The sequence below is a fragment of the Arthrobacter sp. L77 genome (assembly GCF_000816565.1).
Classification (GTDB): Bacteria; Actinomycetota; Actinomycetes; order Actinomycetales; family Micrococcaceae; genus Arthrobacter_D; species Arthrobacter_D antioxidans.
The window spans coordinates 273,957-296,413 of record NZ_JWSU01000008.1 but is presented as its reverse complement, the minus strand read 5'-3'; the positions used below and the strand labels follow the sequence as shown (position 1 = coordinate 296,413).

At 72.0% G+C, this 22,457-nt stretch carries 24 protein-coding genes and 1 pseudogene; 5 read left to right on the top strand and 20 right to left on the bottom strand.

The features are described from left to right. The 5 genes and pseudogenes from dapF to RY94_RS18770 form a co-directional block, all read right to left on the bottom strand. Complete coding sequence (gene dapF / locus RY94_RS16260; protein ID WP_052274504.1) at positions 1-951, bottom strand: diaminopimelate epimerase; 951 nt, start codon at positions 949-951, stop codon at positions 1-3. Beyond that, positions 948-1,868 (bottom strand): tRNA (adenosine(37)-N6)-dimethylallyltransferase MiaA, encoded by a 921-nt coding sequence (gene miaA, locus RY94_RS16255; RefSeq protein WP_043447552.1) that lies wholly within the window; start codon positions 1,866-1,868, stop codon positions 948-950. Before miaA ends, dapF begins: the two co-directional genes overlap by 4 nt. After that, positions 1,865-3,427, bottom strand: a complete 1,563-nt coding sequence (gene miaB, locus RY94_RS16250; protein ID WP_043447802.1) for a tRNA (N6-isopentenyl adenosine(37)-C2)-methylthiotransferase MiaB — start codon at positions 3,425-3,427, stop codon at positions 1,865-1,867. The genes miaA and miaB overlap by 4 nt, the downstream gene beginning before the upstream one ends. Before the next feature lie 59 nt (positions 3,428-3,486). Further along, entirely contained in the window at positions 3,487-3,822 is a 336-nt protein-coding gene (locus RY94_RS18775) for a regulatory protein RecX (protein WP_231554578.1), read from the bottom strand. A 21-nt stretch (positions 3,823-3,843) separates the two neighbouring features. Further along, positions 3,844-4,227: pseudogene (locus tag RY94_RS18770) on the bottom strand (hypothetical protein); the annotation flags it as partial. Here RY94_RS18770 and RY94_RS18215 point away from each other — a divergent pair. Next, a complete protein-coding gene (locus RY94_RS18215) occupies positions 4,167-4,502 on the top strand; it encodes a hypothetical protein (protein WP_197060703.1) in 336 nt (111 codons plus the stop codon). The pseudogene RY94_RS18770 and the gene RY94_RS18215 sit on opposite strands and share 61 nt — an antisense overlap. A 49-nt stretch (positions 4,503-4,551) precedes the next feature. Here RY94_RS18215 and recA read toward each other — a convergent pair whose 3' ends face one another. Next, a complete protein-coding gene (gene recA, locus RY94_RS16240; RefSeq protein WP_043447550.1) occupies positions 4,552-5,595 on the bottom strand; it encodes a recombinase RecA in 1,044 nt (347 codons plus the stop codon). 202 nt (positions 5,596-5,797) lie between these two features. Further along, entirely contained in the window at positions 5,798-6,016 is a 219-nt protein-coding gene (locus RY94_RS16235) for a DUF3046 domain-containing protein (RefSeq protein ID WP_043447548.1), read from the bottom strand. Between the two features lie 200 nt (positions 6,017-6,216). Between RY94_RS16235 and RY94_RS16230 the strand changes: the two genes are divergently transcribed. Continuing rightward, a complete protein-coding gene (locus RY94_RS16230; RefSeq protein ID WP_052274503.1) occupies positions 6,217-6,726 on the top strand; it encodes a MarR family winged helix-turn-helix transcriptional regulator in 510 nt (169 codons plus the stop codon). 64 nt (positions 6,727-6,790) lie between these two features. Here RY94_RS16230 and RY94_RS16225 read toward each other — a convergent pair whose 3' ends face one another. From RY94_RS16225 to dapA, 6 genes are all read right to left on the bottom strand, one after another. Further along, on the bottom strand, positions 6,791-7,231 hold the full coding sequence (locus RY94_RS16225; RefSeq protein ID WP_043447546.1) for a helix-turn-helix domain-containing protein: 441 nt from the start codon (positions 7,229-7,231) through the stop codon (positions 6,791-6,793). Between the two features lie 123 nt (positions 7,232-7,354). Next, a complete protein-coding gene (locus RY94_RS16220; protein WP_043447545.1) occupies positions 7,355-7,852 on the bottom strand; it encodes a CinA family protein in 498 nt (165 codons plus the stop codon). Further along, a complete protein-coding gene (pgsA, locus tag RY94_RS16215) occupies positions 7,849-8,436 on the bottom strand; it encodes a CDP-diacylglycerol--glycerol-3-phosphate 3-phosphatidyltransferase (protein WP_043447543.1) in 588 nt (195 codons plus the stop codon). Before pgsA ends, RY94_RS16220 begins: the two co-directional genes overlap by 4 nt. A 9-nt stretch (positions 8,437-8,445) precedes the next feature. Continuing rightward, the gene (locus RY94_RS16210) at positions 8,446-11,343 is read right to left on the bottom strand and encodes an FtsK/SpoIIIE family DNA translocase (protein WP_043447793.1); all 2,898 of its coding nucleotides are present in this window, start codon (positions 11,341-11,343) and stop codon (positions 8,446-8,448) included. 76 nt (positions 11,344-11,419) lie between these two features. Continuing rightward, positions 11,420-13,120 (bottom strand): ribonuclease J, encoded by a 1,701-nt coding sequence (locus RY94_RS16205; RefSeq protein WP_043447541.1) that lies wholly within the window; start codon positions 13,118-13,120, stop codon positions 11,420-11,422. Further along, positions 13,117-14,055 carry a 4-hydroxy-tetrahydrodipicolinate synthase gene (dapA, locus tag RY94_RS16200; protein ID WP_043447539.1) on the bottom strand — a complete coding sequence of 313 codons (939 nt, stop codon included), beginning with the start codon at positions 14,053-14,055 and terminating at the stop codon, positions 13,117-13,119. The genes RY94_RS16205 and dapA overlap by 4 nt, the downstream gene beginning before the upstream one ends. Before the next feature lie 102 nt (positions 14,056-14,157). On the opposite strand from dapA, the gene RY94_RS16195 reads away from it, so the two are divergent. Further along, positions 14,158-15,339, top strand: coding sequence for a heparan-alpha-glucosaminide N-acetyltransferase domain-containing protein (locus RY94_RS16195; RefSeq protein ID WP_043447538.1), 1,182 nt, complete (start codon positions 14,158-14,160; stop codon positions 15,337-15,339). Positions 15,340-15,363: 24 nt separating this feature from the next. Here RY94_RS16195 and RY94_RS16190 read toward each other — a convergent pair whose 3' ends face one another. The 7 genes from RY94_RS16190 to RY94_RS16160 are packed head-to-tail and all read right to left on the bottom strand — an operon-like array spanning position 15,364 to position 20,931. Then, a complete protein-coding gene (locus RY94_RS16190; RefSeq protein WP_043447790.1) occupies positions 15,364-15,843 on the bottom strand; it encodes a hypothetical protein in 480 nt (159 codons plus the stop codon). Between the two features lie 14 nt (positions 15,844-15,857). Continuing rightward, positions 15,858-16,631, bottom strand: a complete 774-nt coding sequence (gene dapB, locus RY94_RS16185) for a 4-hydroxy-tetrahydrodipicolinate reductase (protein WP_043447536.1) — start codon at positions 16,629-16,631, stop codon at positions 15,858-15,860. A 10-nt stretch (positions 16,632-16,641) separates the two neighbouring features. Continuing rightward, positions 16,642-17,079: a molybdenum cofactor biosynthesis protein MoaE gene (locus tag RY94_RS16180; protein WP_043447534.1), complete on the bottom strand. Its 438-nt coding sequence runs from the start codon at positions 17,077-17,079 to the stop codon at positions 16,642-16,644. Beyond that, the gene (locus tag RY94_RS16175; RefSeq protein ID WP_043447533.1) at positions 17,066-17,551 is read right to left on the bottom strand and encodes a MogA/MoaB family molybdenum cofactor biosynthesis protein; all 486 of its coding nucleotides are present in this window, start codon (positions 17,549-17,551) and stop codon (positions 17,066-17,068) included. Before RY94_RS16175 ends, RY94_RS16180 begins: the two co-directional genes overlap by 14 nt. After that, positions 17,548-18,033: a cyclic pyranopterin monophosphate synthase MoaC gene (gene moaC / locus RY94_RS16170; RefSeq protein ID WP_082046455.1), complete on the bottom strand. Its 486-nt coding sequence runs from the start codon at positions 18,031-18,033 to the stop codon at positions 17,548-17,550. The genes RY94_RS16175 and moaC overlap by 4 nt, the downstream gene beginning before the upstream one ends. Next, positions 18,030-19,349, bottom strand: a complete 1,320-nt coding sequence (locus RY94_RS16165) for a molybdopterin molybdotransferase MoeA (protein WP_082046454.1) — start codon at positions 19,347-19,349, stop codon at positions 18,030-18,032. The genes moaC and RY94_RS16165 overlap by 4 nt, the downstream gene beginning before the upstream one ends. Before the next feature lie 46 nt (positions 19,350-19,395). After that, entirely contained in the window at positions 19,396-20,931 is a 1,536-nt protein-coding gene (locus RY94_RS16160) for a molybdopterin-dependent oxidoreductase (RefSeq protein ID WP_052274527.1), read from the bottom strand. Positions 20,932-21,128: 197 nt separating this feature from the next. Here RY94_RS16160 and moaA point away from each other — a divergent pair, with 197 nt between their 5' ends. Together moaA and RY94_RS16150 are read left to right on the top strand one after the other, a co-directional pair. Then, positions 21,129-22,199, top strand: a complete 1,071-nt coding sequence (gene moaA, locus RY94_RS16155; RefSeq protein WP_052274502.1) for a GTP 3',8-cyclase MoaA — start codon at positions 21,129-21,131, stop codon at positions 22,197-22,199. Between the two features lies 1 nt (position 22,200). After that, positions 22,201-22,452 (top strand): MoaD/ThiS family protein, encoded by a 252-nt coding sequence (locus RY94_RS16150; RefSeq protein ID WP_043447786.1) that lies wholly within the window; start codon positions 22,201-22,203, stop codon positions 22,450-22,452. Positions 22,453-22,457 lie beyond the last annotated feature (5 nt).

Here is a 22,457-nt window from a genome sequence, read left to right as displayed (position 1 = left end):
TCAGGCTGCGGGAAGGAGCACACCCTCCGCCACGAGGACGGCCGGGCCGCTGAGCAGCACGTGCTCGCGACCGCCGGGGCCGTCGACGAAGGTCACCCCGACGACGCCGCCCGGGACGGTCACCTGCCATCGGGTCGGCGCACCCTGGCCGGCCCAGAATCGTGTGGCTGCCGCGGCGGCGCACGCACCGGTGCCGCAGGACTGGGTTTCGCCGACGCCGCGCTCGTGGACGCGCATGCTGAGCCGGCCGACGCCGTCGTCCCCCACCAGCGGATCCGAGGGCACCACGAGTTCCACGTTGGTCCCCTCCGGCGGGACGGGCTGGACCCCGGGAGGCCGGTGCAGTTCGGTCTGCTGGAGTTCGGCGGATTCGGCCAGCGCGACGACGGTGTGGGGATTGCCCATGCTGACCGACAGCGCCGGGCGGTCGACGTCGAGTCCGCCGATCTCCACGAGGGAGTCCATGCCGCGGGCGACGGCAGCCTCGGGATGGATGAATTCCCAGGGCCCCATGTCCACCGCGTAGCCGTCGTGGGAGCGGGTCACGCGTTTGACGCCCGCGCGGGTGGCGATGGCGAGCTCGCCGCCTTCGGGCAGCTCGGCCACCGAGGAGGCGAGCAGGAAGTGTGCGAAGACGCGCACGCCGTTGCCGCACATCTCGGACACCGAGCCGTCGGCGTTGCGGTAGTCCATGAACCATTCGGCGTCGGGGTCCGTCTGCAGGAGCGCCCGCCCCTCGGGCAGGGCGGACGACCGCACCGCCCGGATGTATCCGTCGGCGCCGATGCCCCGGTGCCGGTCGCAGAGCGAGGCGACGAAGGCGGCGTCGTCCGGCGCCGACGCGTCGGGATCGAGTGTCAGGACGAAGTCGTTGCCGGTGCCGTGGCCCTTGGTGAAGGAGAGGCCGGCGGACTGCCCGGGATCGGCGGCGAGGGCGCGGTAGTCGGTCACAGTCCTAAGGATAGGTCCCCGTGCGCCCGCACGAGCCCGACCGCGCGGTCGACGAGGCCGGGCGCCTGCCAGTCCGTCCAGGCCACGCGCGGATCCCCCCGGAACCAGGTGAGCTGGCGCCGGGCGAACCGGCGGGTCGCGGCGATGGTGTCCTCGATGGCGTCCTGCTCCGTCATGGCGCCGTCCAGTACGCGGAGGAACTGCCCGTAGCCGAGGGCGCGCGACGCCGTCCGCCCGTCCCGGAGCCCGACGGCGGCGAGGCGCTCCACCTCGCGGGCCAGTCCGCTGCGCACCATCGCGTGCACCCGGTCGGCGAGCCGCGCGCGCAGGACGTCCCGGTCGACGGCGAGACCGATCTGCACGGCGGGCCGGTGGTACTCCCGGCGCGGCATGAAGGCGCTGAAGGGCCGCCCGCTGATCTCGTGCACCTCGAGGGCGCGGACGAGGCGGCGGTCGTCGTCGATGCGTTCGGCGGACGCCGGGTCGACCGCCCGGAGCCGCTCGCGGAACGCCGTGCTCCCGGTGGCGGCGAGCTCCGCCTCGAGCCGGGCACGGACGCCGGCGTCGGTCGGCGGGAACTCGAGCCGGTCGAGGGCGGCGCGGAGGTACAGTCCGGATCCGCCGACGAGGATGGGCACCCGTCCGCGGGCACGGATGTCCCCGATGACGCGGCGGGCATCGTCCTGGTAGGCGGCGACGCTCGCCTCCTGCGTGACGTCGAGGACATCGAGGAGGTGGTGCTCGATGCCCTGCCGTTCCGCCGGGAGCAGCTTGGCCGTGCCGATGTCCATGCCGCGGTAGAACTGGAGGGCGTCGGCGTTGACGATCTCGCCGTCGAGGCGCCGGGCCAGGGCGATGCCGAGCTCGGACTTGCCGGACCCCGTGGGGCCGACGACCGCGACCACGGGAAGGGTCAAGAACGCCCTCCACGGACCGGCAGGGACGGCATGCCCAGCGAGACCGAGCGCGGGGCACCGTCGGGACCGGCCGTGCCGTCGGACGGGGCAGGAGCGCCGCAGGAGTCGGCCTGGCTCCTGTCCCACGCGTCGCCCGCGCGGGAGCGGCGCACCGCGTACTGTTCCGGGGCGGGGTCGGACAGCAGGTGGAAGGACGCCGCCTCGGTGACGGGCAGGGTCACGACGTCGCCGGGCCGGGGCACGGCCGCGCCGTCGGGCACGGAGAAGTGGACGAGCCGCTGGTCCCGTGCCCGCCCGGTGAGCCGGTGCGTCTCGCCGCCCTTGCGGCCCTGCTGGTCGGTGACGAGCACCTCGACGACCGCCCCGACCTGCCGGGCGTTCTCCTCGCGGGCGATGCGGTCCTGCAGCGCGGTCAGCCGTTCGAACCGCTCCTGCACCACGGCCTTGGGCAGCTGGTCGGGCAGGTCCGCCGCGGGCGTGCCGGGACGCTTCGAGTACTGGAAGGTGAAGGCCGTGGCGAAGCGCGACTGCTCGACGACGTCGAGGGTGGCCTGGAAGTCCTCCTCGGTCTCGCCGGGGAAGCCCACGATGATGTCCGTGGAGATGGCGGCGTGGGGCATCCGGTCGCGGACCCGTTCGAGGATGCCGAGGAAGCGGCTGGACCGGTAGGACCGGCGCATCGCCTTCAGGATGCGGTCCGAGCCGGACTGCAGGGGCATGTGCAGCTGCGGCATCACGTTGGGCGTCTCGGCCATCGCGTCGATCACGTCGTCGGTGAACGCTGCCGGGTGGGGGCTCGTGAACCGGACCCGCTCGAGGCCCTCGATCGATCCGCAGGCGCGCAGCAGCTTCGCGAAGGCGCCCCGGTCTCCGAATTCGACGCCGTAGGAGTTCACGTTCTGGCCGAGGAGGGTGACCTCGACGGCGCCGTCCGCCACGAGCGCTTCGATCTCGGCGAGGATCTCCCCCGGCCGGCGGTCGCGCTCCTTGCCCCGCAGGGACGGCACGATGCAGAAGGTGCAGGTGTTGTTGCAGCCGACGGAGATCGACACCCAGCCCGCGTAGACCGACTCGCGCCGCGTCGGCAGGGTCGAGGGGAAGACATCGAGGGATTCCAGGATCTCCAGCTGGGCGTCCTGGTTGTGGCGGGCGCGCTCGAGCAGGGCGGGTAGCGCGCCGATGTTGTGCGTCCCGAAGACGGCGTCCACCCACGGTGCCTTCCTGAGGATGGTCTCCCTGTCCTTCTGGGCGAGGCACCCGCCGACGGCGATCTGCAGGTCCGGCCGCGCCTCCTTGACCGCCTTGAGGATCCCGAGGTTGCCGTACAGCTTGTTATCGGCGTTCTCGCGGACAGCGCACGTGTTGAAGACGACGACGTCCGCCTGGCCGCCCTCCACGCGGGAGAGCCCCGCGCCCTCGAGCAGCCCGGAGATCCGCTCGGAATCATGCACGTTCATCTGGCAGCCGAACGTCCGCACCTCGTAGGTGCGCTGTCCCGGCGCACTGGCCGGGATGCCGTGGGGGGTCTCGTCGAGGGGAACGGGAAGTGTCGTACTCACGTCCTCAAGCGTACGGCGGGCATGCTGGGGCCCCACAATCGCCGTGTCCGCCGGTGCGATCACTCCGCCTCGTCGATGACGTCCTTCACGATCGAGAACGCCGTCCCGGGGCTGTACCCCTTGCGGGCGAGCACCCCGACGAGGCGCCGCACCGCCTTCTCCCGCACGGCACGATCCGAGAGATCGGCGCTGCGGCGCAGCTTGCGCCGCACCACCTCGCGGGCCTGCTCGTCCTCGTCCTCGTCGGAGAGCTGCAGCAGGGCGTCCTCCGCCAACTCGGCGTCGATGCCCTTGTCCGCGAGCTCACGCCGCAGCGAGGACCGGGAGAGCGACTTGGCGGCGGTGCGGGTCCGCACCCACATCCGGGCGAACTCGGCGTCATCGATGAGCTGCACCTCCTCGAACCTGTCGAGGAGGGCTGCGGCGATCGGCGGCGGTACCTCCCGCTCGGCGAGCTTGCGGTCGAGCTGGTGGCGGCTCCGCGCGCCCAGCGACAGTTGGCGGAGCAGGACGGAGCGGGCCAGCGATGTCCACTGCTCGTCGCTCCTGACGGGGGCGTCATCCCCGTCAGGGGCGGTATCACCGGTGGTGCCGCCGGTCCCACCCGCAGCCGCAGCACGGTTCCCGCGCCGCGCACCCGCGGACGGGGACCGGTCACCGCCGCGGGCCCGCCGACGACCGCCGCCGTCTCCGCCCGCCCCGGGGGNCGGGGTCCGTGGCCTTGTTCGTCCATGAGGGTGTGTGTCTCGGCCTGGGTGATGGCGTCGTCGGTGATGTCTTCGTCGCGGTCGGCGTTCCATGCCTTGATGCCCGCCCGGGGGCCTCCGCGGCCTCGGAAACCTCGGCGGCATCGGCCGAGGCGCCGACGACGGGCGCGAACGGATCGTCGAAGGACGCCCGGCCTGCCGAGCCCCGGCGGCTCCGGGCACGCGGCGCTCGCCGCCCCTGCGTCGGTGTCGCCCTGCCGAAGGAGGAGGACGCCGACCGCGACGGCTTCTGGCGCGTGGAGCGGGACCGGGGAGGCGGCTCGGACTCGTCCGGGTCAGCTGCACTGTCCGAGCCGAACAGGCCGTAGGAGATCCCCCATCCGGCCGCTTCCGGCCCGGTCCCCGATGCCACTGCGCCTACTCGCTGCTGACGGCCTTGAGCTTCGGGACGTCCGTCTCCTCCGGCTGCACTCCGATGCCCAGCTTGACCCTGATCTTCTGCTCGAGCTCGTCGGCCAGACCCGGGTTGTCCTTCAGGAACTTCCGGGCGTTCTCCTTGCCCTGCCCCAGCTGGTCGCCGTCGTAGGTGAACCAGGCGCCGGACTTCTTGACCAGCCCGTTCTCGACACCGACATCGATGAGTCCGCCCTCGCGGGAGATGCCGTAGCCGTACAGGATGTCGAACTCCGCCTGCTTGAAGGGCGGGGCCATCTTGTTCTTGACGATCTTGGCGCGCGTCCTGTTGCCGACCGGGTTGACGCCTTCCTTCAGCGTCTCGATGCGTCGTACGTCGATCCGGACGGACGCGTAGAACTTCAGCGCCTTGCCGCCCGTGGTGGTCTCGGGGCTTCCGAAGAACACACCGATCTTCTCGCGGAGCTGGTTGATGAAGATGGCCGTGGTCTTGGTCTGGGCGAGCCGGCCGGTGATCTTCCGGAGGGCCTGGCTCATCAGCCGGGCCTGCAGGCCGACGTGGCTGTCACCCATCTCGCCCTCGATCTCGGCGCGGGGCACGAGTGCGGCGACGGAGTCGATGACGACGATGTCGATCGACCCGGACCCGATGAGCATGTCCATGATCTCGAGCGCCTGCTCGCCGGTGTCCGGCTGCGAGACGAGGAGCGCGTCCGTGTCGACGCCCAGCCTCTTCGCGTACTCGGGATCCAGGGCGTGCTCGGCGTCGATGAACGCCGCGATCCCTCCGTTGCGCTGGGCGCTGGCCACGGCATGGAGGGCGACGGTGGTCTTGCCCGACGACTCGGGACCGTAGATCTCCACGACCCTGCCACGGGGCAGTCCGCCGATGCCGAGGGCGGCATCCAGAGCGATGGAACTCGTGGAGATGGTCTCGATGGGTGCCCTGGTCTCGTCGCCGAGACGCATGATCGAACCCTTGCCGTACTGCTTGTCGATCTGGGCGAGAGCAGCTTCTAGGGCTTTCTCGCGGTCTGGAGCGGCCATTCTTCACCTCGGTTGTTCATGGCCAACTGGCCTGTGTGTACGTGTTCGACTCGACTGTAAGGGCTCCCACCGACAGTTCGGGCGGGGCCGTCGCCATGTGCATAACAGCGCTCGGGCCGTTCAACCATCATATCCCCGTCCGAACAGATATTCGATTATCCGTCGTTCCTCCGAGTGTCTGCCGTGGCCCTGGCCGCCGACGTCAGCGCGGCCTGACGTCGCGGCCGAGCCAACGGCTCCTCGGCACGTCCTGCGCCCGGCACACCGCTTCCCAGACCGTCTTCGGATCGGCCCCCGCGCCCAGCGCCTCGGACGCCGTCCTGTCACCCAGCTGGTCCACGACGAGGTCCCGTGCGAGGGTCCGCGAGTACCGCTCCCCGAACTCGTCGTCCATCAACCGCCAGAAGTCGCTCAACCGCATGCACTGTCCCTTGTCCTCGTCGTCGGCCGATCAGCCGTCACACCTCTTCTACCATTCTGGGTCCTCGGCGCGGAGGCCGGCACCGACCGCCGCGGTCGGAATCACCCCGGGTGGATGACCCGCGGGCGGAATTCGCTGCCGGAGCGAGGAAACAGGCGGCGGGGCATGGTGATTCCGCCGGTGCGCCCTAGAATGGCCCCATGAACGCGAAGCCGAGCATCACCGACCCCGGCGCGGGCCGTACCGGTTACCCCGGGGAGGATGCCGACACCGACGCGGCCATCGAAGCCCTGGAGCAGCAGCTGAGCATGCTGTGGCGGCGCGCCCGCTCGAACTCCTACAAGGTGGCGCGTCGGGTGCACCCCGACATGGAACCGGCGGCGTACGGACTCCTCGTGATCCTGCAGCGCGAGGGCTCCATGCGTCTCACCGACATCGCTGCGAGCGTGGGAGTGGGCAAGCCCTCCGTCAGTCGGCAGATCGCGATGCTGGAGCAGCTGGGCCTGGTCAGGAAGGAAGCGGACCCGCTCGACGGCCGGGCGCAGTCGATCTCGCTGACGGACGCCGGCACGCGGCAGCTCGTGGCGGCGCAGACGGCCCGCAAGCAGGCCTTCCACCAGCTCATGGAGGACTGGGACGTGGAGGACCTCACGCGGCTGGGCACGCTCATCGCCCAGTTGAACAACACCTACACCCGGGACAACTGGTAGCAGACAGCAGGAAGGCCCGTCCCCTCGATCGTGCCGGGGACGGGCCTTCCTTTTTGTCGGCTGACTAGCGGTTCGTGGCCGCCAGCCCCCGACGGAAGTCGTCGTTCAGTTCGTCCGTGAGGTCGTCCCCGAACTCGCGGGAGAACTCCTGGGGGATGGTGTCCGGGATGGACACGCCTTCTGCTTCTGCCAGGCGGTCGCTGACTTCCCGCAGCATCGAGGAGAGCGGCACCTCGAGTGCACTGCAGATTGATGAGAGGAGTTCGGACGATGCTTCCTTCTGTCCACGCTCGACCTCGCTGAGGTATCCGAGGGAAACCCTCGCACTGTGCGACACCTCGCGCAGGGTGCGGCCTTGGCGCTGGCGGACGTCGCGGAGGACGTCGCCGATCTCATGGCGGAGAACCACCAGTTTGCGCTCCTTGGGCCTGCGTTGTGCATCATCCGCCAACCCCACATCACGCCAACGGACCACGCCGTTTACGGATACGGGCTGCTTTACCATCTGGATCGCCTTGCTCCCTCATAATGCGGCGGCGCCCGATGGACGTCCGCCCCGTGATGATGACCTGCCCGTTCTGCTTGAGCCTGAGTCGCCAACCTTATCAACGGCCGACATGGTTTATAACTACCCCCGGCGATTGTTTGTTCCCCCGATCAGGGCCTCCAGGAGCTCGACGAGCACCGCGTCGCGGGAAGCGGACCTGATCGCGTCGCGGTCTCCGACGAAGTGATGCTCGAACGTCTCAGTGCCCGACGGGGTGGAGATCGCCGTGAACACGGTCCCCACGGGCTTCCCCTCGTGCGCCGAGGGTCCCGCGACGCCGGTCGTGGCGACCCCGATGTCCGCGGAGAACGCGGCCCTCGCGCCGTCGGCCATCGCAGCGGCGACGCGCGGGTCGACGGCCCCCGCACTCGAAAGAAGTCCGGCGTCCACGTCCAGAAGGTTCTGCTTGACAGAGTTCTGATACGCGATTACCCCGCCCTGCAGCACCGCGGAGGCACCCGGGACGTCGGCGAGCGAGGCGGCGACCATGCCGGCCGTCAGGGACTCGGCCGTGGCCACCGTGAGGCCGCGGCGCGTGGCCTGGACGACGACGTCGGCGGCCGGTCCCGTACCGGTCACGAGCGGGCGGCGGCCCGGAGCCGGATGGCCTGGACCACGTAGTCGACGCCGGTCACCACCGTGATCACGACGGCGGCCGCCATGACCGCGGCGGCGGGCCACCAGGCCCAGTCGCCCGCGATGGACTGCAGCGGGATGAGGAACAGCAGGATGGCGACGGTCTGGACGACGGTTTTCAGCTTGCCCCCGCGCGAGGCCGGCATGACCCCGTACCGGATCACCGCGAACCGCAGGAGCGTGATCCCGATCTCGCGGACCAGGATGACGATGGTGACCCACCACCAGAGTTCGCCCAGGACGGACAGCATCACGAGGGCGGAGCCGATGAGCAGCTTGTCGGCGATCGGGTCCGCGATCTTGCCGAAGTCCGTGATGAGGCCCCGGCTGCGGGCGAGGTCGCCGTCGAGCTTGTCGGTGTAGATCGCCACCGCGAAGACCAGGACGGCGAGCCAGCGGAACAGCCCGTCGCGGCCGTCGTCGAGCAGGAGGAACCAGACGAAGAACGGCACCATGAGGATGCGGACGACCGTGAGGACGTTCGCGATGTTCAGGACCGGCACGGCCGGGCTCGGGGAGCTAGTCACACTCTCAGGCTACCTGCCGGTGAGGTTCCAGGCGTCGGTGTCCTCGCCGTCGTCGCCGTCACCGGAGCCCCCCGACGCGTCCGCACCGTCGTGGTAGTCGACGGCCTGCGCCCGGGCGGCGAGATCGTCCGCGACGAGGTCGATCGGTGCCTGGGGCCGCGGCTGGGGCGGTGTCGGACCGGAGGGCTCGTCACCACGCATGGCGGCCAGCACCGGTGCGAGGTCGTCGGGCTTGACCAGCACGTCGCGGGCCTTCGATCCCTCGGACGGTCCCACCACCCCGCGCGACTCGAGGAGGTCCATGAGGCGCCCCGCCTTCGCGAACCCGACACGGAGCTTGCGCTGCAGCATCGACGTGGACCCGAACTGGGTGGTGACCACGAGTTCGGTGGCCTGGAGCAGGACCTCGAGGTCGTCGCCGATGTCGTCGTCGATCTGCTTCTTGGGCGCGTCGACCGCGACGTCCTCGCGGTAGACGGCCTGCAGCTGCCCCTTCACGTGCTCGACGACGCGGTGGATCTCCGATTCGGTGACCCAGGCGCCCTGCACGCGCATGGGCTTGGACGCTCCCATGGGCAGGAACAGCGCGTCGCCCTGGCCGATCAGCTTCTCGGCGCCCGGCTGGTCCAGCACCACGCGCGAGTCGGTGACCGAGGACGTGGCGAAGGCCATGCGGGACGGGACGTTCGCCTTGATCAGCCCGGTGACGACGTCGACCGACGGCCGCTGCGTGGCGAGGACGAGGTGGATACCGGCGGCGCGCGCCAGCTGCGTGATGCGGACGATCGAGTCCTCGACGTCGCGCGGGGCGACCATCATCAGGTCGGCGAGCTCGTCCACGATGACCAGCAGGTACGGGTAGGGGCGCACGACGCGCTTGGACCCCTCAGGGGGAACGACCTTCCCGTTCCGGACGGCCTTGTTGAAGTCGTCGATGTGCTTGTAGCCGTAGTTCGCCAGGTCGTCGTAGCGCGTGTCCATCTCGCGGACCACCCACTGCAGCGCCTCGGCGGCCTTCTTCGGACTCGTGATGATCGGCGTGATGAGGTGGGGGACGCCCTCGTACGCCGTGAGCTCCACGCGCTTCGGGTCCACCATGACCATGCGCACCTCGTCCGGCGTGGAGCGCATGAGGATCGAGGTGATCATGGAGTTCACGAACGAGGACTTGCCCGCGCCCGTGGCGCCGGCCACGAGCAGGTGGGGCATCTTCGCGAGGTTGGCGACGACGAACCCGCCCTCGACGTCCTTGCCCACGCCCATCACCATGGGGTGGTCCGTCTTGCGGGCGTTGCCGGAGCGCAGCACGTCGCCGAGGGAGACCGTCTCGCGGTCCGTGTTGGGGATCTCGATGCCGATGGCCGACTTGCCGGGGATGGGCGAGAGGATGCGCACGTCCGAGCTGGCGACGGCGTAGGAGATGTTCTTCGACAGCGCGGTCACCCGCTCCACCTTGGTCCCCGGCGCCAGCTCGATCTCGTAGCGCGTCACGGTCGGGCCGCGGGAGAACCCGGTCACCTTCGCGTCCACGTTGAACTGGTCCATGGTGTGGGTCAGGGCGGCGACGACGGCGTCGTTGGCCTCCGAGCGCTCCTTGGGCGGCGTGCCGGCCGGCAGGTAGTCCGACGGCGGCAGGGTGTACGCGACGTCGCCGGCGAGCTGCAGCTGCTCGGTGCGCTGCGGGATGGGCGTGGGCGGGACCTGCGGCTGGACCGGTGTCGACGGGACGATCAGCGCCTTCGCGGCGGGGACGACGTCGATGGCCTCGGTGGCACCCTCCGGTTCACGCCCGGGCTCGGGCTGCGGCGTGCCGATACCCTGCGACCGCTTGAGCTCCTCCGCGGCGAGTTCCTGCCGTGTGGGGCGGCGGACGCCGGGCGGGACGGCGGCCTCGGCCTCGCGGGCGCGGCGCTCCTCGTCCTCGATGACGGCGCGCTCGAACGCCTCGTCGCCGACGTAGCCCTCGCCGTCGTCGTGCCGGTCGTGGTCGTTGCCGGACGCCTCGGACGTGTCCTTGCCGAACAGGCGCCTGCGGCGCTTCGGCTCGGGCTTCGCGGTGGCGCCGTGGGTCTCGTAGAGGTAGCTCTGGTCGTGGCCGTCGTCGCGCCGGGCGGCGGCGTCGGGGTCCTGGCCCATCAGGTGCTCGTACAGGGTGCGCAGCCGGGCGGGGATGTGGCGGAAGGGCGTGGCCGTGACGATCAGCAGGCCGAGGAAGATCGCCGCCCCGAGCAGGATGCCCACGGGCCAGGCCGTGAGGACGCTGCTGAGCGGCCCTGCGACGAGGAACCCGGCGACACCGCCGGCACGCCAGAGGGCGTCGAGGCCGTCGGAGAGGCCGGGCCGGCCGCCGACGAGGTGGGCGATGCCGGAGCCGGCGAAGAGGATGACGAGCTGGCCGATGGCGATGCGGTTGTTGGCCCGGTGCCGCTCGGGGTACCGGAACAGGCGGACGGCACCGATGCCGAGCATGAAGGGGACGAGCAGGGCCATCCAGCCGAAGGTGCCGCCGGCGGCCGCGTGCACGATGTCGGCGGCGGTGCCGCCGAGGGCCCACCATTCGACGGCGGCGACGGCGAGGGCCAGCAGGAGGAGGAAGAAGCCGGAGCCGTCCCGGCGGAGCTCACGGTCCGGGTTGACGTCATGGCCGAAGGTGCGGACGCCCGAGCCGATGACGCGCGCGGTGCCCATCCAGACCGCCCGGACGGCCCGCAGCGGGAGGGCGAGCTGGTCCTCGTCCCGGGGGTCGGGCGTCACCGGGGCCTGCCGGGCCTTCGCCGGGGCGCGGCCGGTCCCCTTGGCCGGCGGCTTGGCCGGCGCCTTGGTCCGGGGGGCCCCCGCGACGGCGGACGCTCCCTTGCTGCGGGTCTGGTGCTGGCCCCGCGGGGCAGGGGACGTTCGAGTGGCCATGCCCATCACGGTACCGGACCACTCCCCTGATCCGTCGAATTCCCGCGCGCCGACGGGCTCCCGGGACCTGCCGTCCTCAGGCCTCCAGGACCACGGGGATGATCATCGGGCGTCGTCGGTAGCCCCGGTTGACCCAGGTGCCGACGATGCGCCGGACGACCTGCTGCAGCTGGTACGTCGTGTGGTCCGGCGTGTTCGTCACGGCCTCCTCGAGGGCCCGGGCGATCTTCGGCCTGATCTCGTCGAACACGGCGTCGTCCTCGGCGAACCCGCGCGCGTGGATGTCCGGTCCGGACACGATCGTGCCGGTGCTGCGGTTCACCACGGTGATGATCGAGATGAACCCCTCCTCGCCGAGGGTCCGCCGGTCCTTGAGGTCGGCGTCGGTGATCTCCCCCACGCTGGAGCCGTCCACGTACACGTAGCCGCACTCGACGGCTCCCACCACGCGGGCCCTGCCGTCCACGAGGTCGATGACCGAGCCGTCCTCGGTGAGCAGGACGTTCGACGCCGGGACGCCCGTCTGCTGCGCCAGCTTCCCGTTGGCGATGAGGTGCCGGGTCTCGCCGTGCACGGGCATGACGTTCCGCGGCCTCACGATGTTGTAGCAGTAGAGGAGCTCGCCGGCCGCGGCGTGGCCGGACACGTGCACCTTCGCGTTGCCCTTGTGGATCACGTCGGCGCCGAGCTTCAGGAGCCCGTTGATCACGCGGTACACGGCGTTCTCGTTGCCGGGGATGAGCGAGGACGCCAGGATCACCGTGTCGCCCTTGCCCACGGTGATGCGGTGGTCGCCGTTGGCCATGCGGGACAGCGCCGCCATGGGTTCGCCCTGCGAGCCGGTGGACATGAGGACCACGCGGTCGTCCGGCAGGTCGTCGACGTTCTTGATGTCCACCAGGATGCCGTCCGGCACCTTCAGGTAGCCGAGCCTCGCGGCGATCGCCATGTTGCGCACCATCGACCGGCCCGCGAAGCAGACGAACCGGCCGTGGGTGTGGGCGGCGTCGAGGACCTGCTGGACCCGGTGCACATGGGAGGAGAAGGAGGCGACGATGATGCGCTTCCGGACCTGCCCGAAGAGGTTCTCGAGGACCGGACCGATCTCCCGCTCCGCCGTCGTGAAGCCCGGGACGTCGGCGTTCGTGGAGTCGACCATGAAGAGGTCCACGCCCTCCTCGCCGAGGCGCGCGAAGGCCCGCAGGTCGGTGATCCGCCCGTCGAGCGGCAGCTGGTCCATCTTGAAGTCGCCGGTGTGCAGGACGTTGCCGGCCGCCGTCCGGATGAACACCGCGAGGGCGTCCGGGATCGAGTGGTTGACGGCGACGAACTCGCACTCGAACGGGCCGAGCTGCTCGATCTGCCCCTCGGACACGGTGAGGGTGTACGGGCGGATCCGGTGTTCCTGCAGCTTCGCCTCGACGAGCGCGAGCGTCAGCTGCGAGCCGACGAGGGGGATGTCGGCCTTCAGGCGCAGCAGATACGGCACCGCGCCGATGTGGTCCTCGTGGCCGTGGGTGAGCACCAGGCCGACGACGTCGTCGAGCCGGTCCTCGATGAAGGAGAAGTCAGGGAGGATCAGGTCCACCCCGGGCTGGGTCTCCTCGGGGAAGAGCACGCCGCAGTCGACGATCAGGAGCTTGCCGCTGATCTCGAACACCGCCATGTTGCGGCCGATCTCCCCCAGGCCGCCGAGCGGCACGATCCTCAGCGTGCCCGGCTCCAGCGCCGGTGGCAGGGCCCTCGGGGCGGGACCGACGCCGGCCGCGTCGCTCATGCGCGGGCGACCCGGGGCGTCCCCGGGGATCCGATGACCCAGCCCGCCTCGGCCAGATCGGCGAGGACCGGTGCCAGCTCGGCCTCGTCCGGGTCGACGAGGGGAAGGCGGACGACGGCGTTGCTGAGCACGCCCTGCAGGCGCAGGATCTGCTTCGCGGAGACGGCGCCCGGGATGTGGGTCATCACGGCACGCACCACGGGGTCGAGGTCGAAGTGGATCCGGCGGGCCTCGTCGAAATCACCCGCCGCCGCGGCGTCGACCAGCGCACGGAAGGCGACCGTGGCGACCTGCGCGCTGACGCTCACGACCCCGACCGCGCCTGCGGCCATCCAGGGCAGGGTCAGGCCGTCGTCGCCCGCGTACACGTCCAGGTCCGTGGCGGCGAGGACCCGCGTGACGGCGGCGAAGTCCGCCTTCGCGTCCTTCAACGCGCCGATCCTGGGGTTCTCCGCCAGCCGGAGCATCGTGTCGGTGGTGATGGGGATGGCCGACCGGCCCGGGATGTCGTAGATCATGATCGGCAGGTCGCTCGCCTCGGACACGGCCGTGAAGTGGGCCAGCACGCCGGACTGGGTGGGCTTGTTGTAGTAGGGCGTCACGACGAGCTGCGCGTGGGCTCCGGCACGCTCGGCGCGGCGGGCCATCTCCACCGAGTGCGAGGTGTGGTTCGTGCCGGTGCCGGCGATGACCCGCGCGCGGTCCCCCACCGTCTCGGCGACCACGCGGTAGAGGTCCTCCTTCTCGGAGTCCTCGAGGGTCGAGGTCTCCCCCGTGGTGCCCGAGACGACCAGGCCGTCACAGCCGTCGTCGACGAGCTTCGCGGCGAGGGCGGCGGTGGCATCGAGGTCGACGCCGCCGTCGTCGGTGAGAGGCGTGACCATGGCGGCCACGAGCGAACCGAACGGGCGGATGCGGGAGGGGGTTTCAGCCATGGGTAAAACGTTACCCGGTCGGGCGGAACCCGGTGTGCCCGGGCGCGGCGTCCGGTGCGGCCGCGCCGTCGGGGCGGAGGGTGCCTGTGGGACCATGGCTGCATGCACACGACGTCCGCGCCCCGCCGCCTGACCGGGATCGACGCGGCGCGCGGCGTGGCCCTCTTCGGCATGATGAGCACCCACATCCTGCCGCTCTACGTGCCGGGCACCACGGATGCCACGTGGACCGCGCTGCTGTTCTCGGGCCGGGCATCAGGCCTCTTCGCCGTCGTCGCCGGGATCGGGCTGGCCCTGCTGACGGGAGGGCACTTCCCGCACCGCGACCGGACGCTCTCCGCCGACCGCACGGGCATCGCGGTCCGCGCCCTCGTGATCGCCCTCATCGGGCTCGTCCTCGGCGGCGTGGAGACGAACATCGCCATCATCCTCGTCCACTACGGTGTGCTGTTCCTCCTGGCACTGCCGTTCGTGGGCCTGCGGCCGCGCGCGCTCGCGGCGTGGACGGCCGGCTGGCTGCTGGTCGCCCCGGTGGTCGCCTACCTGCTGCGGCCCCTGGTGACCGCGACCGTGGACCCGCCCTCCGTGGGCGGCAACCCGGTCTTCGAGCACTTCCTCGTGCCGGCGACGCTCGCCGCGGACCTCTTCCTGACCGGGTACTACCCCGTGCTGCAGTGGCTCGGCTTCATCCTGGTGGGACTGATGATCGGGCGGCTGGACCTGTCACGGCTCGGCGTGCAGCTGGGGCTCCTCGGCGCGGGCGTGCTCGCCGCGGCCGGGGCCAGGCTGCTCGGTGCCCAGCTCCTCGGGCCCGGCGGCGGCCTCGCCGCCCTCCTGGCGACACCGGACGGCAGCCGCTACCCGCTGGAGGCCATGCTCGACGTCGGGCTCGCGGGCGTGGACCAGTCCGGCTCGTGGTGGTGGCTCGCGGTCAGCGCACCCCACTCCGGGACGACGCTCGATCTGGTGCACGTGGCGGGCTCCGCTGCGGCCGTCGTCGCGGTCTGCCTCCTGCTCACCCGCCGGTTCCCGCAGGCGCTCCTGCCGCTCTCGGCGCCGGGAGCCATGACGCTGACCCTGTACGCCCTCCACATCTGCGTCATGAGCTGGGCGGACAAGCTGGTCCCGCTCCCGGACCCGCTGCTGGTCCTCTGGCTGCAGGTCGCCGCCGCGATCACCATCGGCATCCTCTTCCAGCGCGTCCGGTCCCGCGGACCCCTGGAACTGCTCGCCTCCGGTGCGGCGAACGCGGCGCGGGACGGACGCGCCGACGCCCGGCACTGACGCCCCCGGCCTGCGTGGACCCCGCTAGCGCGGGGCGCCCGCTCCGTGCTGCCGGTACAGCTTCGCGGCGTCGCGCATCGCGCGCCGGGCGCGCTTGCGGTCGCCCGCGGCGTCGTACGCGCAGGAGAGCCTGAACCAGCTCCGCCAGTTCCCGGGATCGGCCTCCACCTCGGCCTGGAAGGCCGGGAAGGCGGCGTCGGCCGCGGACCGCACGATCCGCCCGGCGGGAGTCCTCGGGAGGTCGTCGACGGGCAGGCCGCCCTCGGCGTCGAGCCGACGGGCCATCTGCTCCGTCCGGGCGCCGAAGAGCAGCTCCCGGACCAGGGCCCACGCGCCGATGCACGGCAGCAGGAGGTACCCGACGCCCAGGGCCTTGGCCACGGGCTCGGGGTCGCCGAGGAGCAGGAAGCTGCGCTGGAAGGCGACCACGAGCCAGAAGACGAGGAGCGCCGTGATGAGCAGCACACCGGCCTTGACCTTGTGCTGCCGGTAGAAGCCGAGCACCGGGTTCGGCGGGGTCACGACCCCGCCCCGCCGGTCTGCAGGTCCAGGTAGCCGTCCAGTCCGACGGTCAGCCCGGGGTGCCGGGCCACCGAGCGGATCCCGAGGAGGACGCCCGGCATGAAGGAGGCGCGGTCGAAGGAGTCATGGCGGATGGTCAGCTGCTCTCCTGCACTCCCGAACAGGACCTCCTGGTGGGCCGTCAGTCCGCGGAGCCGCACGGAGTGCACGGGCACGCCGTCCACGCGGGCGCCGCGCGCTCCGTCGAGCTGGTCCCGCGTGGCGTCCGGGGCGTCGGGTACGCCCGCGGCGGCGCGCGCCGCGGCGACGAGCTGGGCGGTCCGCACGGCGGTGCCGGAGGGGGCGTCGACCTTGTCGGGGTGGTGGAGCTCCACGATCTCGACGGACTCGAAGTACTGTGCCGCGGCGGCGGCGAACGCGGTGGCGAGCACGGATCCGAGCGCGAAGTTCGGGGCGATCAGGACGCCCGTGGCCGGTGTGGCGGCCAGGAGGGCCTCCAGCCGGGCCAGGCGCTCGGCGGTCCAGCCCGTGGTCCCGACGACGGCGTGCATGCCGTGCTCCACGGCGAACCCGACGTTCCCGACGGTCGCGTCGGGGACGGTCAGGTCGACGACGACACGGGCACCGGCGGCGACGAGCGAGTCGAGGGGGTCGCTGCTGCCGAGGGCCGCGACGAGCTCGAGGTCGTCCGCCGCCTCGACCGCGCGGACGGCCTCGGATCCCATGCGTCCCCTGGCACCCAGCACGGCCACCGGCAGTAGTTCAGTCATGCCCCCAAGCCTACTGTTCCGCCCCTGCCCCGACCCATTCCACGCTGCCGTCCGCGAAGAACTGTTCCTTCCAGATGGGGACGCGCTCCTTCACGAGGTCCACGAGGTCCGAGCAGGCCCGGAACGCCTCGCCGCGGTGCGCGGCCCCGACCGCGGCGACGAGCGCCTGGTCCCCGATCGCGAGGGGTCCCACGCGGTGGGCCACCCAGATCCGGATGCCGTCGTGCCGCGCGGCGATCTCCTCGGCCACCTCGCGGATGACGCGTCCGGCGCTCGGGTGCGCCGAGTAGCTCAGCGAGCTCACGTCGCGGCCGCCGTCGTGGTCCCTCACCACGCCGCTGAAGCCGACGACGGCCCCGCAGTACGGCGAGTCGACGCCGGCGTGCGCCTCCTCGGGGGTGATGGGGGTGTCGGCGACGGCGGCGTGCACGACTTCACCGGTGGTCATTGTGGCCCTCCAGCTGGGAGCAGATGTGGTCGATGAGCGGGGCGAGCACGGTGAGTCCGTCGCGGACTCCCCCGGGCGATCCGGGCAGGTTGATGACGAAGGTGGGGCCCGCCGTGCCCGCCAGCCCGCGGCTGAGGACCGCCGTCGGGACGGCGTCGGCCCCGGCACGGCGGACGGCCTCCATGATGCCGGGCAGGCTGCGGGTCAGGTACGGGGCGGTCTGTTCGGGTGTGGCGTCGTCGGGGCTGAGCCCCGTCCCCCCGCTCGTGATCAGCACCGCCGGGCGGGCCTCGAGGGCGGCACCGATCGCGGTCCCGACGGCGTCGCCGTCGGGGACCACGACGGCGTCGGCGACGGCGTAGCCGTGGTCGTAGAGCCAGCGGGTGATGGCCGGGCCGCACTCGTCCTCGTAGGTGCCGGCGGCGGCGCGGGTGGAGGCGATGACGACGGCGGCGGTGCGCAGGGGTGTCATACGGCCCAGTCCCCGCTCTTGCCGCCGGACTTGGAGAGCACGCGCGTGCCGGTGATGACGGCGTGCTTGTCCACGGCCTTGATCATGTCGTAGAGCGTCAGCGCGGCGACGGACGCGCCCGTCAGGGCCTCCATCTCGACGCCCGTGAGCGAGGTGGTCTTCGCGAGCACCACGACCCGCACGCGGCCGCCGTCGGGCTCGAAGTCGACGGTCACCTTCGACAGCGGCAGCGGGTGGCACAGCGGGATCAGGGTGGAGGTCTGCTTGGCCGCCATGATGCCGGCGACGCGGGCGACGGCGAGGGCGTCCCCCTTGGGCAGGCTGCCGTCGGTGATGAGGGCGACGACCTCGGGCGTGGTCTCGAGGGTCGCCTCGGCGACGGCCTGGCGGACGGTCGCCTGCTTGCCGGAGACGTCGACCATGTGGGCGGTGCCGTCGGACCGGACGTGGGAGAGGCCCTCGGTGGGGGGTGGGGTGCTCATGATGGAGTCCTTTCTGCGGAGTCCATTCCACCAGATCCGGCCCGGTCCGCCGTGATCGGGCCGTCGCTTGCCACGGGGTCCGCGGGTATGGGACCGATGAGCGTGACCATGACGCGGTCGCCCCGGGCCAGCGAGCCGACACCCTCGGGCAGGTGGACGAGGCAGTTGGCGGCGGCCAGGGCGTGCAGCAGATGGGAGTCGGGGCCGCCCACGAGCGCCACCCTCCCCGCGCGGTAGACGCCGCGGCGCACCTGGTGCTTGGCGGGAGGGCTGTCGACGTCCTCGGCGAGGACCGCCTCCAGCACGGGGCGGGGCGCCGGGACACCGGTCAGCCGGTGGAGGGCCGGCCGCAGGAACATCTCGAAGGAGACGATCGCGCTCACCGGGTTGCCGGGGAACCCCAGGAACGGGACGCCGGCGATGGTGCCGTGCGCCTGGGGTCCGCCCGGCTGCAGGGCCACCGAGGAGAACTCCACGCCGCTCGCCGCCAGCGCCTGCTTCACCACCTCGTAGGCGCCCTGGCTGATGCCCCCGCTGCTGAGGACGAGGTCGGTGCTGCCTGCCGTGATCCCGGCGAGGGCCTCCCGGAGCACCTCCGGATCGTCCCCGAGCAGGCGGTGGCGGGTGACGTGGGCGCCGGCCTCCCGCAGCGCCGCCTCGAGGAGCGTCGTGTTCGCGTCGTAGATCCGTCCCGGCGCGAGGTCCGTGCCGGGCTCGGCCACCTCGTCCCCGGTGGACAGGAGCAGCACGCGGAAGCGCGGGGCAACACGGACCTCGCCCACCCCGCAGGCCGCGAGGAGCCCGAGCTGGGCGGCACCGAGCAGGGTGCCGGCCGGCAGTGCGAGCCCGCCCTCGGCGATGTCGCTGCCGGCCCGCCGCACGAAGCGTCCGGCGTCGGTGCCTCCGGGGAGGCGCACGGTCGCGGTCCCGGCCGCCCGGTCCGCTGCGGCGTAGAACCGGGCGGGCTGTGCCCGCTCGATGGGCACGACGGCGGCGGCGCCGGTCGGCAGCATGGCGCCGGTCATGATCGGGGCGGCCGTTCCCGGCCGGAGCGGCGGTGGCACGATGCCGGCCGGGATGGGCTCGGCCACCGTGAGCGGGGCCGTCCCCGCGAGGTCGTCGGCGTGGACGGCGTACCCGTCCATCTGGGAGTTGTCGAACGGTGGGAGGCTCACCGGCGCGTGCACGTCCTCCACCAGTGCCCGGCCCAGGGCGTCGCCGAGCGCGAGCACCTCCGCGGCTGTGCGGCGGTACCCGCTGCCCGGGTGCAGGAGTGCGGCCACGGCGGCCTGGTGTTCGGCGACGGTTCGTCTCATGATTGCCTTCCGCGCGCTGGTGCCGGGACCGCCCGGCGGGCGTGGCCTAGGTCACCGAGAACGTTACCGTGTGCAGCCCTTCGGCACCGTCGGGCGCCGGCGGCACCGTGTCCTCGGACTGCACGCCGCCCTCCCGGTCCACCGCCCGCGCCTGGAGGGTGTGCTCACCGGCCTGCAGCGACAGCGTGGCGCTGTACTGGCACCACGTGTCGGCGGAGATCGGCCGTGCGAGCGTGGCACGCTGCCACGGGCCGCCGTCGACCCTCACCTCGACGGCCTCCACGCCCCGGTGCTGTGCCCAGGCCACCCCGCCGACGACGACGTCGCCCGCGGGAACGCTCGCCCGCGGACGCGGCACGTCGATCCGGGAGGAGGTCTTGACGGGGCCGCGCTCGGACCAGCCGCGCGTGGACCAGTACGCAGTGTCGTCGGCGAAGCGTGTGACCTTCAGCTCGGTCACCCATTTGGTCGCGGACACGAAGCCGTAGAGGCCCGGGACCACGAGCCGGACCGGGAAGCCGTGCTCCACGGGAAGCGGTGCCCCGTTCATGCCGACGGCGAGCAGCGAGTCCCGTGCGTCGGTCAGGGCCTCGAGCGGCGTGCCGGCGGTGAAGCCGTCGATGCTCCGCGACAGCACCATGTCGGCCTCCGGCCGCACGCCGGCCCGGGCGAGGAGCTCGCGCACGGGCCAGCCGAGCCAGCGCGCGTTGCCGGTCAGGTCTCCGCCCACGGTGTTGGACACGCAGGCCAGGGTCACGTGGCGCTCGATCAGGGGCAGGGCGAGCAGTTCGTCGAACGTGATCTCGATCTCGCGGTCCACGAGTCCCGTGACCTTCAGGGACCAGTCCGCGGCGTCGACGACGGGCACCACGAGGGCCGTGTCGATCCGGTAGAAGTCCTCGGTCGGCGTGACGAGCCCGCTGATGCCCTCGATCCCGAGGTCCGCGCCCTCGGGGACGAAGGACCCCTCCGCCGGCGGCGCCGCCGGGGCGGGCGCGGGCAGCGTGATCGACGAGCGCTGCTGCGTCACGGCGGACTGGGAGGAGCGCACGCCGGTGGCCGCCGCGCCGGTGGCGACGGCGACGNTGTGCTCCGCGAGCAGGCCCGCGTCCGTCATGTCGGTCAGCCCGTTCCACTGCGTCTCCGAGCCGGGGAACACGAAGGGCTCGCCCGCGTCCCTGCACAGTGCCGCCTGCGTGGCGAGCGTGGCCACCGCGGGGGGAACGAGGGAGACGGTGGAGGACTGCGGGCGCGAGGCCACGGCGAGCGCACCGACGATCCCGAAGCCGACGACGACAGCCCTGCCGGCGAAGGCCCGCCGGTACTCGAGCGCACCGGCGGCGAGGGCGATCCCGGCGATGACGGCGGCGATCGTCGCCAGGAGGACGGCCTTGTCCGCGGTCCCGAACCAGGCGATCGCCCAGTCCTTGACGGCCGGTGGCACGCGGTCGATGACGGAGGAGCCCACCGCGCTGACCGGGCTGACGGAGGGGCTCAGTGCGGCTGCCGCCAGCTCACCGGCGATCACTCCCAGCCCCACCGCCAGCGCGCCGGAGACGGCTGCCCACGCGGGGCGTCGCATGCTCACTGGGGGAATTCCTGCCTCTCCGTCGTGTCCCGGCCGCGCCGCTGTCCGACCGGACGGGTCCGTTGCTTACACGACCGCGGGTGGAGGGAGGTTCCCCGCGTTCTACAGGCTGGCGACGCCGGGCGGAAGCCCCGCCCGGCCGTGTGCGCCCGGGTAGGGTCCGGGCCGACGGAGGGCGTAACCTCGATTCCATGGGAATCCAACTGGGAATGCCGCGCGTCGCCCGCGGGGGCACGGTCGAAGGCCTTCTGGACACCCACGGGAGGCAGGCGACGGACATGCGCCTGTCGCTGACGGACAAGTGCAACCTGCGGTGCACCTACTGCATGCCGGCCGAGGGCCTGAACTGGCTGCAGAAGGACCAGGTGCTGTCGCGCCAGGAGATCGTCCGGCTGGTGCGCATCGGCGTGGACCTGCTCGGCGTCCGTGAGCTGCGGCTGACGGGCGGGGAACCGCTGGTCCGGGCTGACCTGCTCGACATCATCCGTGACATCCGCACGGACCACGCCGACCTGCCGATCTCGATGACGACCAACGCGCTGGGCCTGGACCGCCGTGCCGTGCAGCTGAAGGACGCCGGGCTCACGCGCATCAACGTCTCCATGGACTCCCTGCACCCCGAGACCTTCGCCCAGCTGACCCGCCGGCCGTTCCTGGACCGTGTGCTCCGGGGCATCGAGGCGGCCGCCGACGCCGGGCTGGGCCTCGTGAAGATCAACGCCGTGCTGATGCGCGGCATCAACGACCACGAGGCGCCCGATCTCGTGGAGTGGGCGGTGTCCCGCGGCTTCGAACTGCGTTTCATCGAGCAGATGCCCCTGGACGCCGATCACGGCTGGACGAAGGAGGGCATGGTGACCGCCGCGGAGATGCGCGCGCTGGTCGAGACCCGCTTCGTCCTCACCCCGGACCCCCGGAACCGCGACGGCGCCCCCGCCGAGCGGTGGGAGGTCCGGTCGAAGACCGCTCCCGACGTCGTCCTCGGGACCGTCGGCATCATCGCGTCGGTCACGGAGCCGTTCTGCGCCGACTGCCGACGGACGCGCGTGACGGCCGAGGGCAAGATCATGAGCTGCCTCTTCTCCCACGAGGAGACGGACCTGCGCGGCCTCCTGCGTTCGGACGCGGACGACGAGGCCGTGGCCCAGCGCTGGCGCGACGCCATGTGGCTGAAGCCGCGGGCGCACGGCATGAGCCACACGGGACTCGGCGCCGACGACTTCGTCCAGCCCGACCGGTCGATGAGCGCCATCGGTGGCTGAGGTGCTGGTGAGGTATTTCGGGGCGGCGAAGGCCGCCACCGGCGTCGGGGAGGAGCGGCTGCCCGGCGGACGCACGCTCTCCGCCGTGCTCGACGAACTGCGCGCACGCCCGGCCTCGCCCGGCGCTCCGTCGCTGGCGACGGTCCTCGGGCGCAGCAGTTTCCTGCTCAACGAGGTGGCGCTGCGGGACACCTCGACCGTCCTCGGGGACGACGACGTGCTGGACGTCCTGCCGCCCTTCGCCGGCGGCTGAAGGGC

What these genes read in the sequence shown, in the direction of transcription:
- recA (WP_043447550.1), bottom strand. Translation starts at nt 5,595, where the DNA reads ATGGCCGCTCCAGACCGCGAGAAAGCCCTAGAAGCTGCTCTCGCCCAG.
- RY94_RS16235 (WP_043447548.1), bottom strand. Translation starts at nt 6,016, where the DNA reads ATGCGGTTGAGCGACTTCTGGCGGTTGATGGACGACGAGTTCGGGGAG.
- RY94_RS16230 (WP_052274503.1), top strand. Translation starts at nt 6,217, where the DNA reads ATGAACGCGAAGCCGAGCATCACCGACCCCGGCGCGGGCCGTACCGGT.
- RY94_RS16225 (WP_043447546.1), bottom strand. Translation starts at nt 7,231, where the DNA reads ATGGTAAAGCAGCCCGTATCCGTAAACGGCGTGGTCCGTTGGCGTGAT.
- RY94_RS16210 (WP_043447793.1), bottom strand. Translation starts at nt 11,343, where the DNA reads ATGGCCACTCGAACGTCCCCTGCCCCGCGGGGCCAGCACCAGACCCGC.
- RY94_RS16205 (WP_043447541.1), bottom strand. Translation starts at nt 13,120, where the DNA reads ATGAGCGACGCGGCCGGCGTCGGTCCCGCCCCGAGGGCCCTGCCACCG.
- dapA (WP_043447539.1), bottom strand. Translation starts at nt 14,055, where the DNA reads ATGGCTGAAACCCCCTCCCGCATCCGCCCGTTCGGTTCGCTCGTGGCC.
- RY94_RS16195 (WP_043447538.1), top strand. Translation starts at nt 14,158, where the DNA reads ATGCACACGACGTCCGCGCCCCGCCGCCTGACCGGGATCGACGCGGCG.
- dapB (WP_043447536.1), bottom strand. Translation starts at nt 16,631, where the DNA reads ATGACTGAACTACTGCCGGTGGCCGTGCTGGGTGCCAGGGGACGCATG.
- RY94_RS16180 (WP_043447534.1), bottom strand. Translation starts at nt 17,079, where the DNA reads ATGACCACCGGTGAAGTCGTGCACGCCGCCGTCGCCGACACCCCCATC.
- RY94_RS16175 (WP_043447533.1), bottom strand. Translation starts at nt 17,551, where the DNA reads ATGACACCCCTGCGCACCGCCGCCGTCGTCATCGCCTCCACCCGCGCC.
- moaC (WP_082046455.1), bottom strand. Translation starts at nt 18,033, where the DNA reads ATGAGCACCCCACCCCCCACCGAGGGCCTCTCCCACGTCCGGTCCGAC.
- RY94_RS16165 (WP_082046454.1), bottom strand. Translation starts at nt 19,349, where the DNA reads ATGAGACGAACCGTCGCCGAACACCAGGCCGCCGTGGCCGCACTCCTG.
- moaA (WP_052274502.1), top strand. Translation starts at nt 21,129, where the DNA reads ATGGGAATCCAACTGGGAATGCCGCGCGTCGCCCGCGGGGGCACGGTC.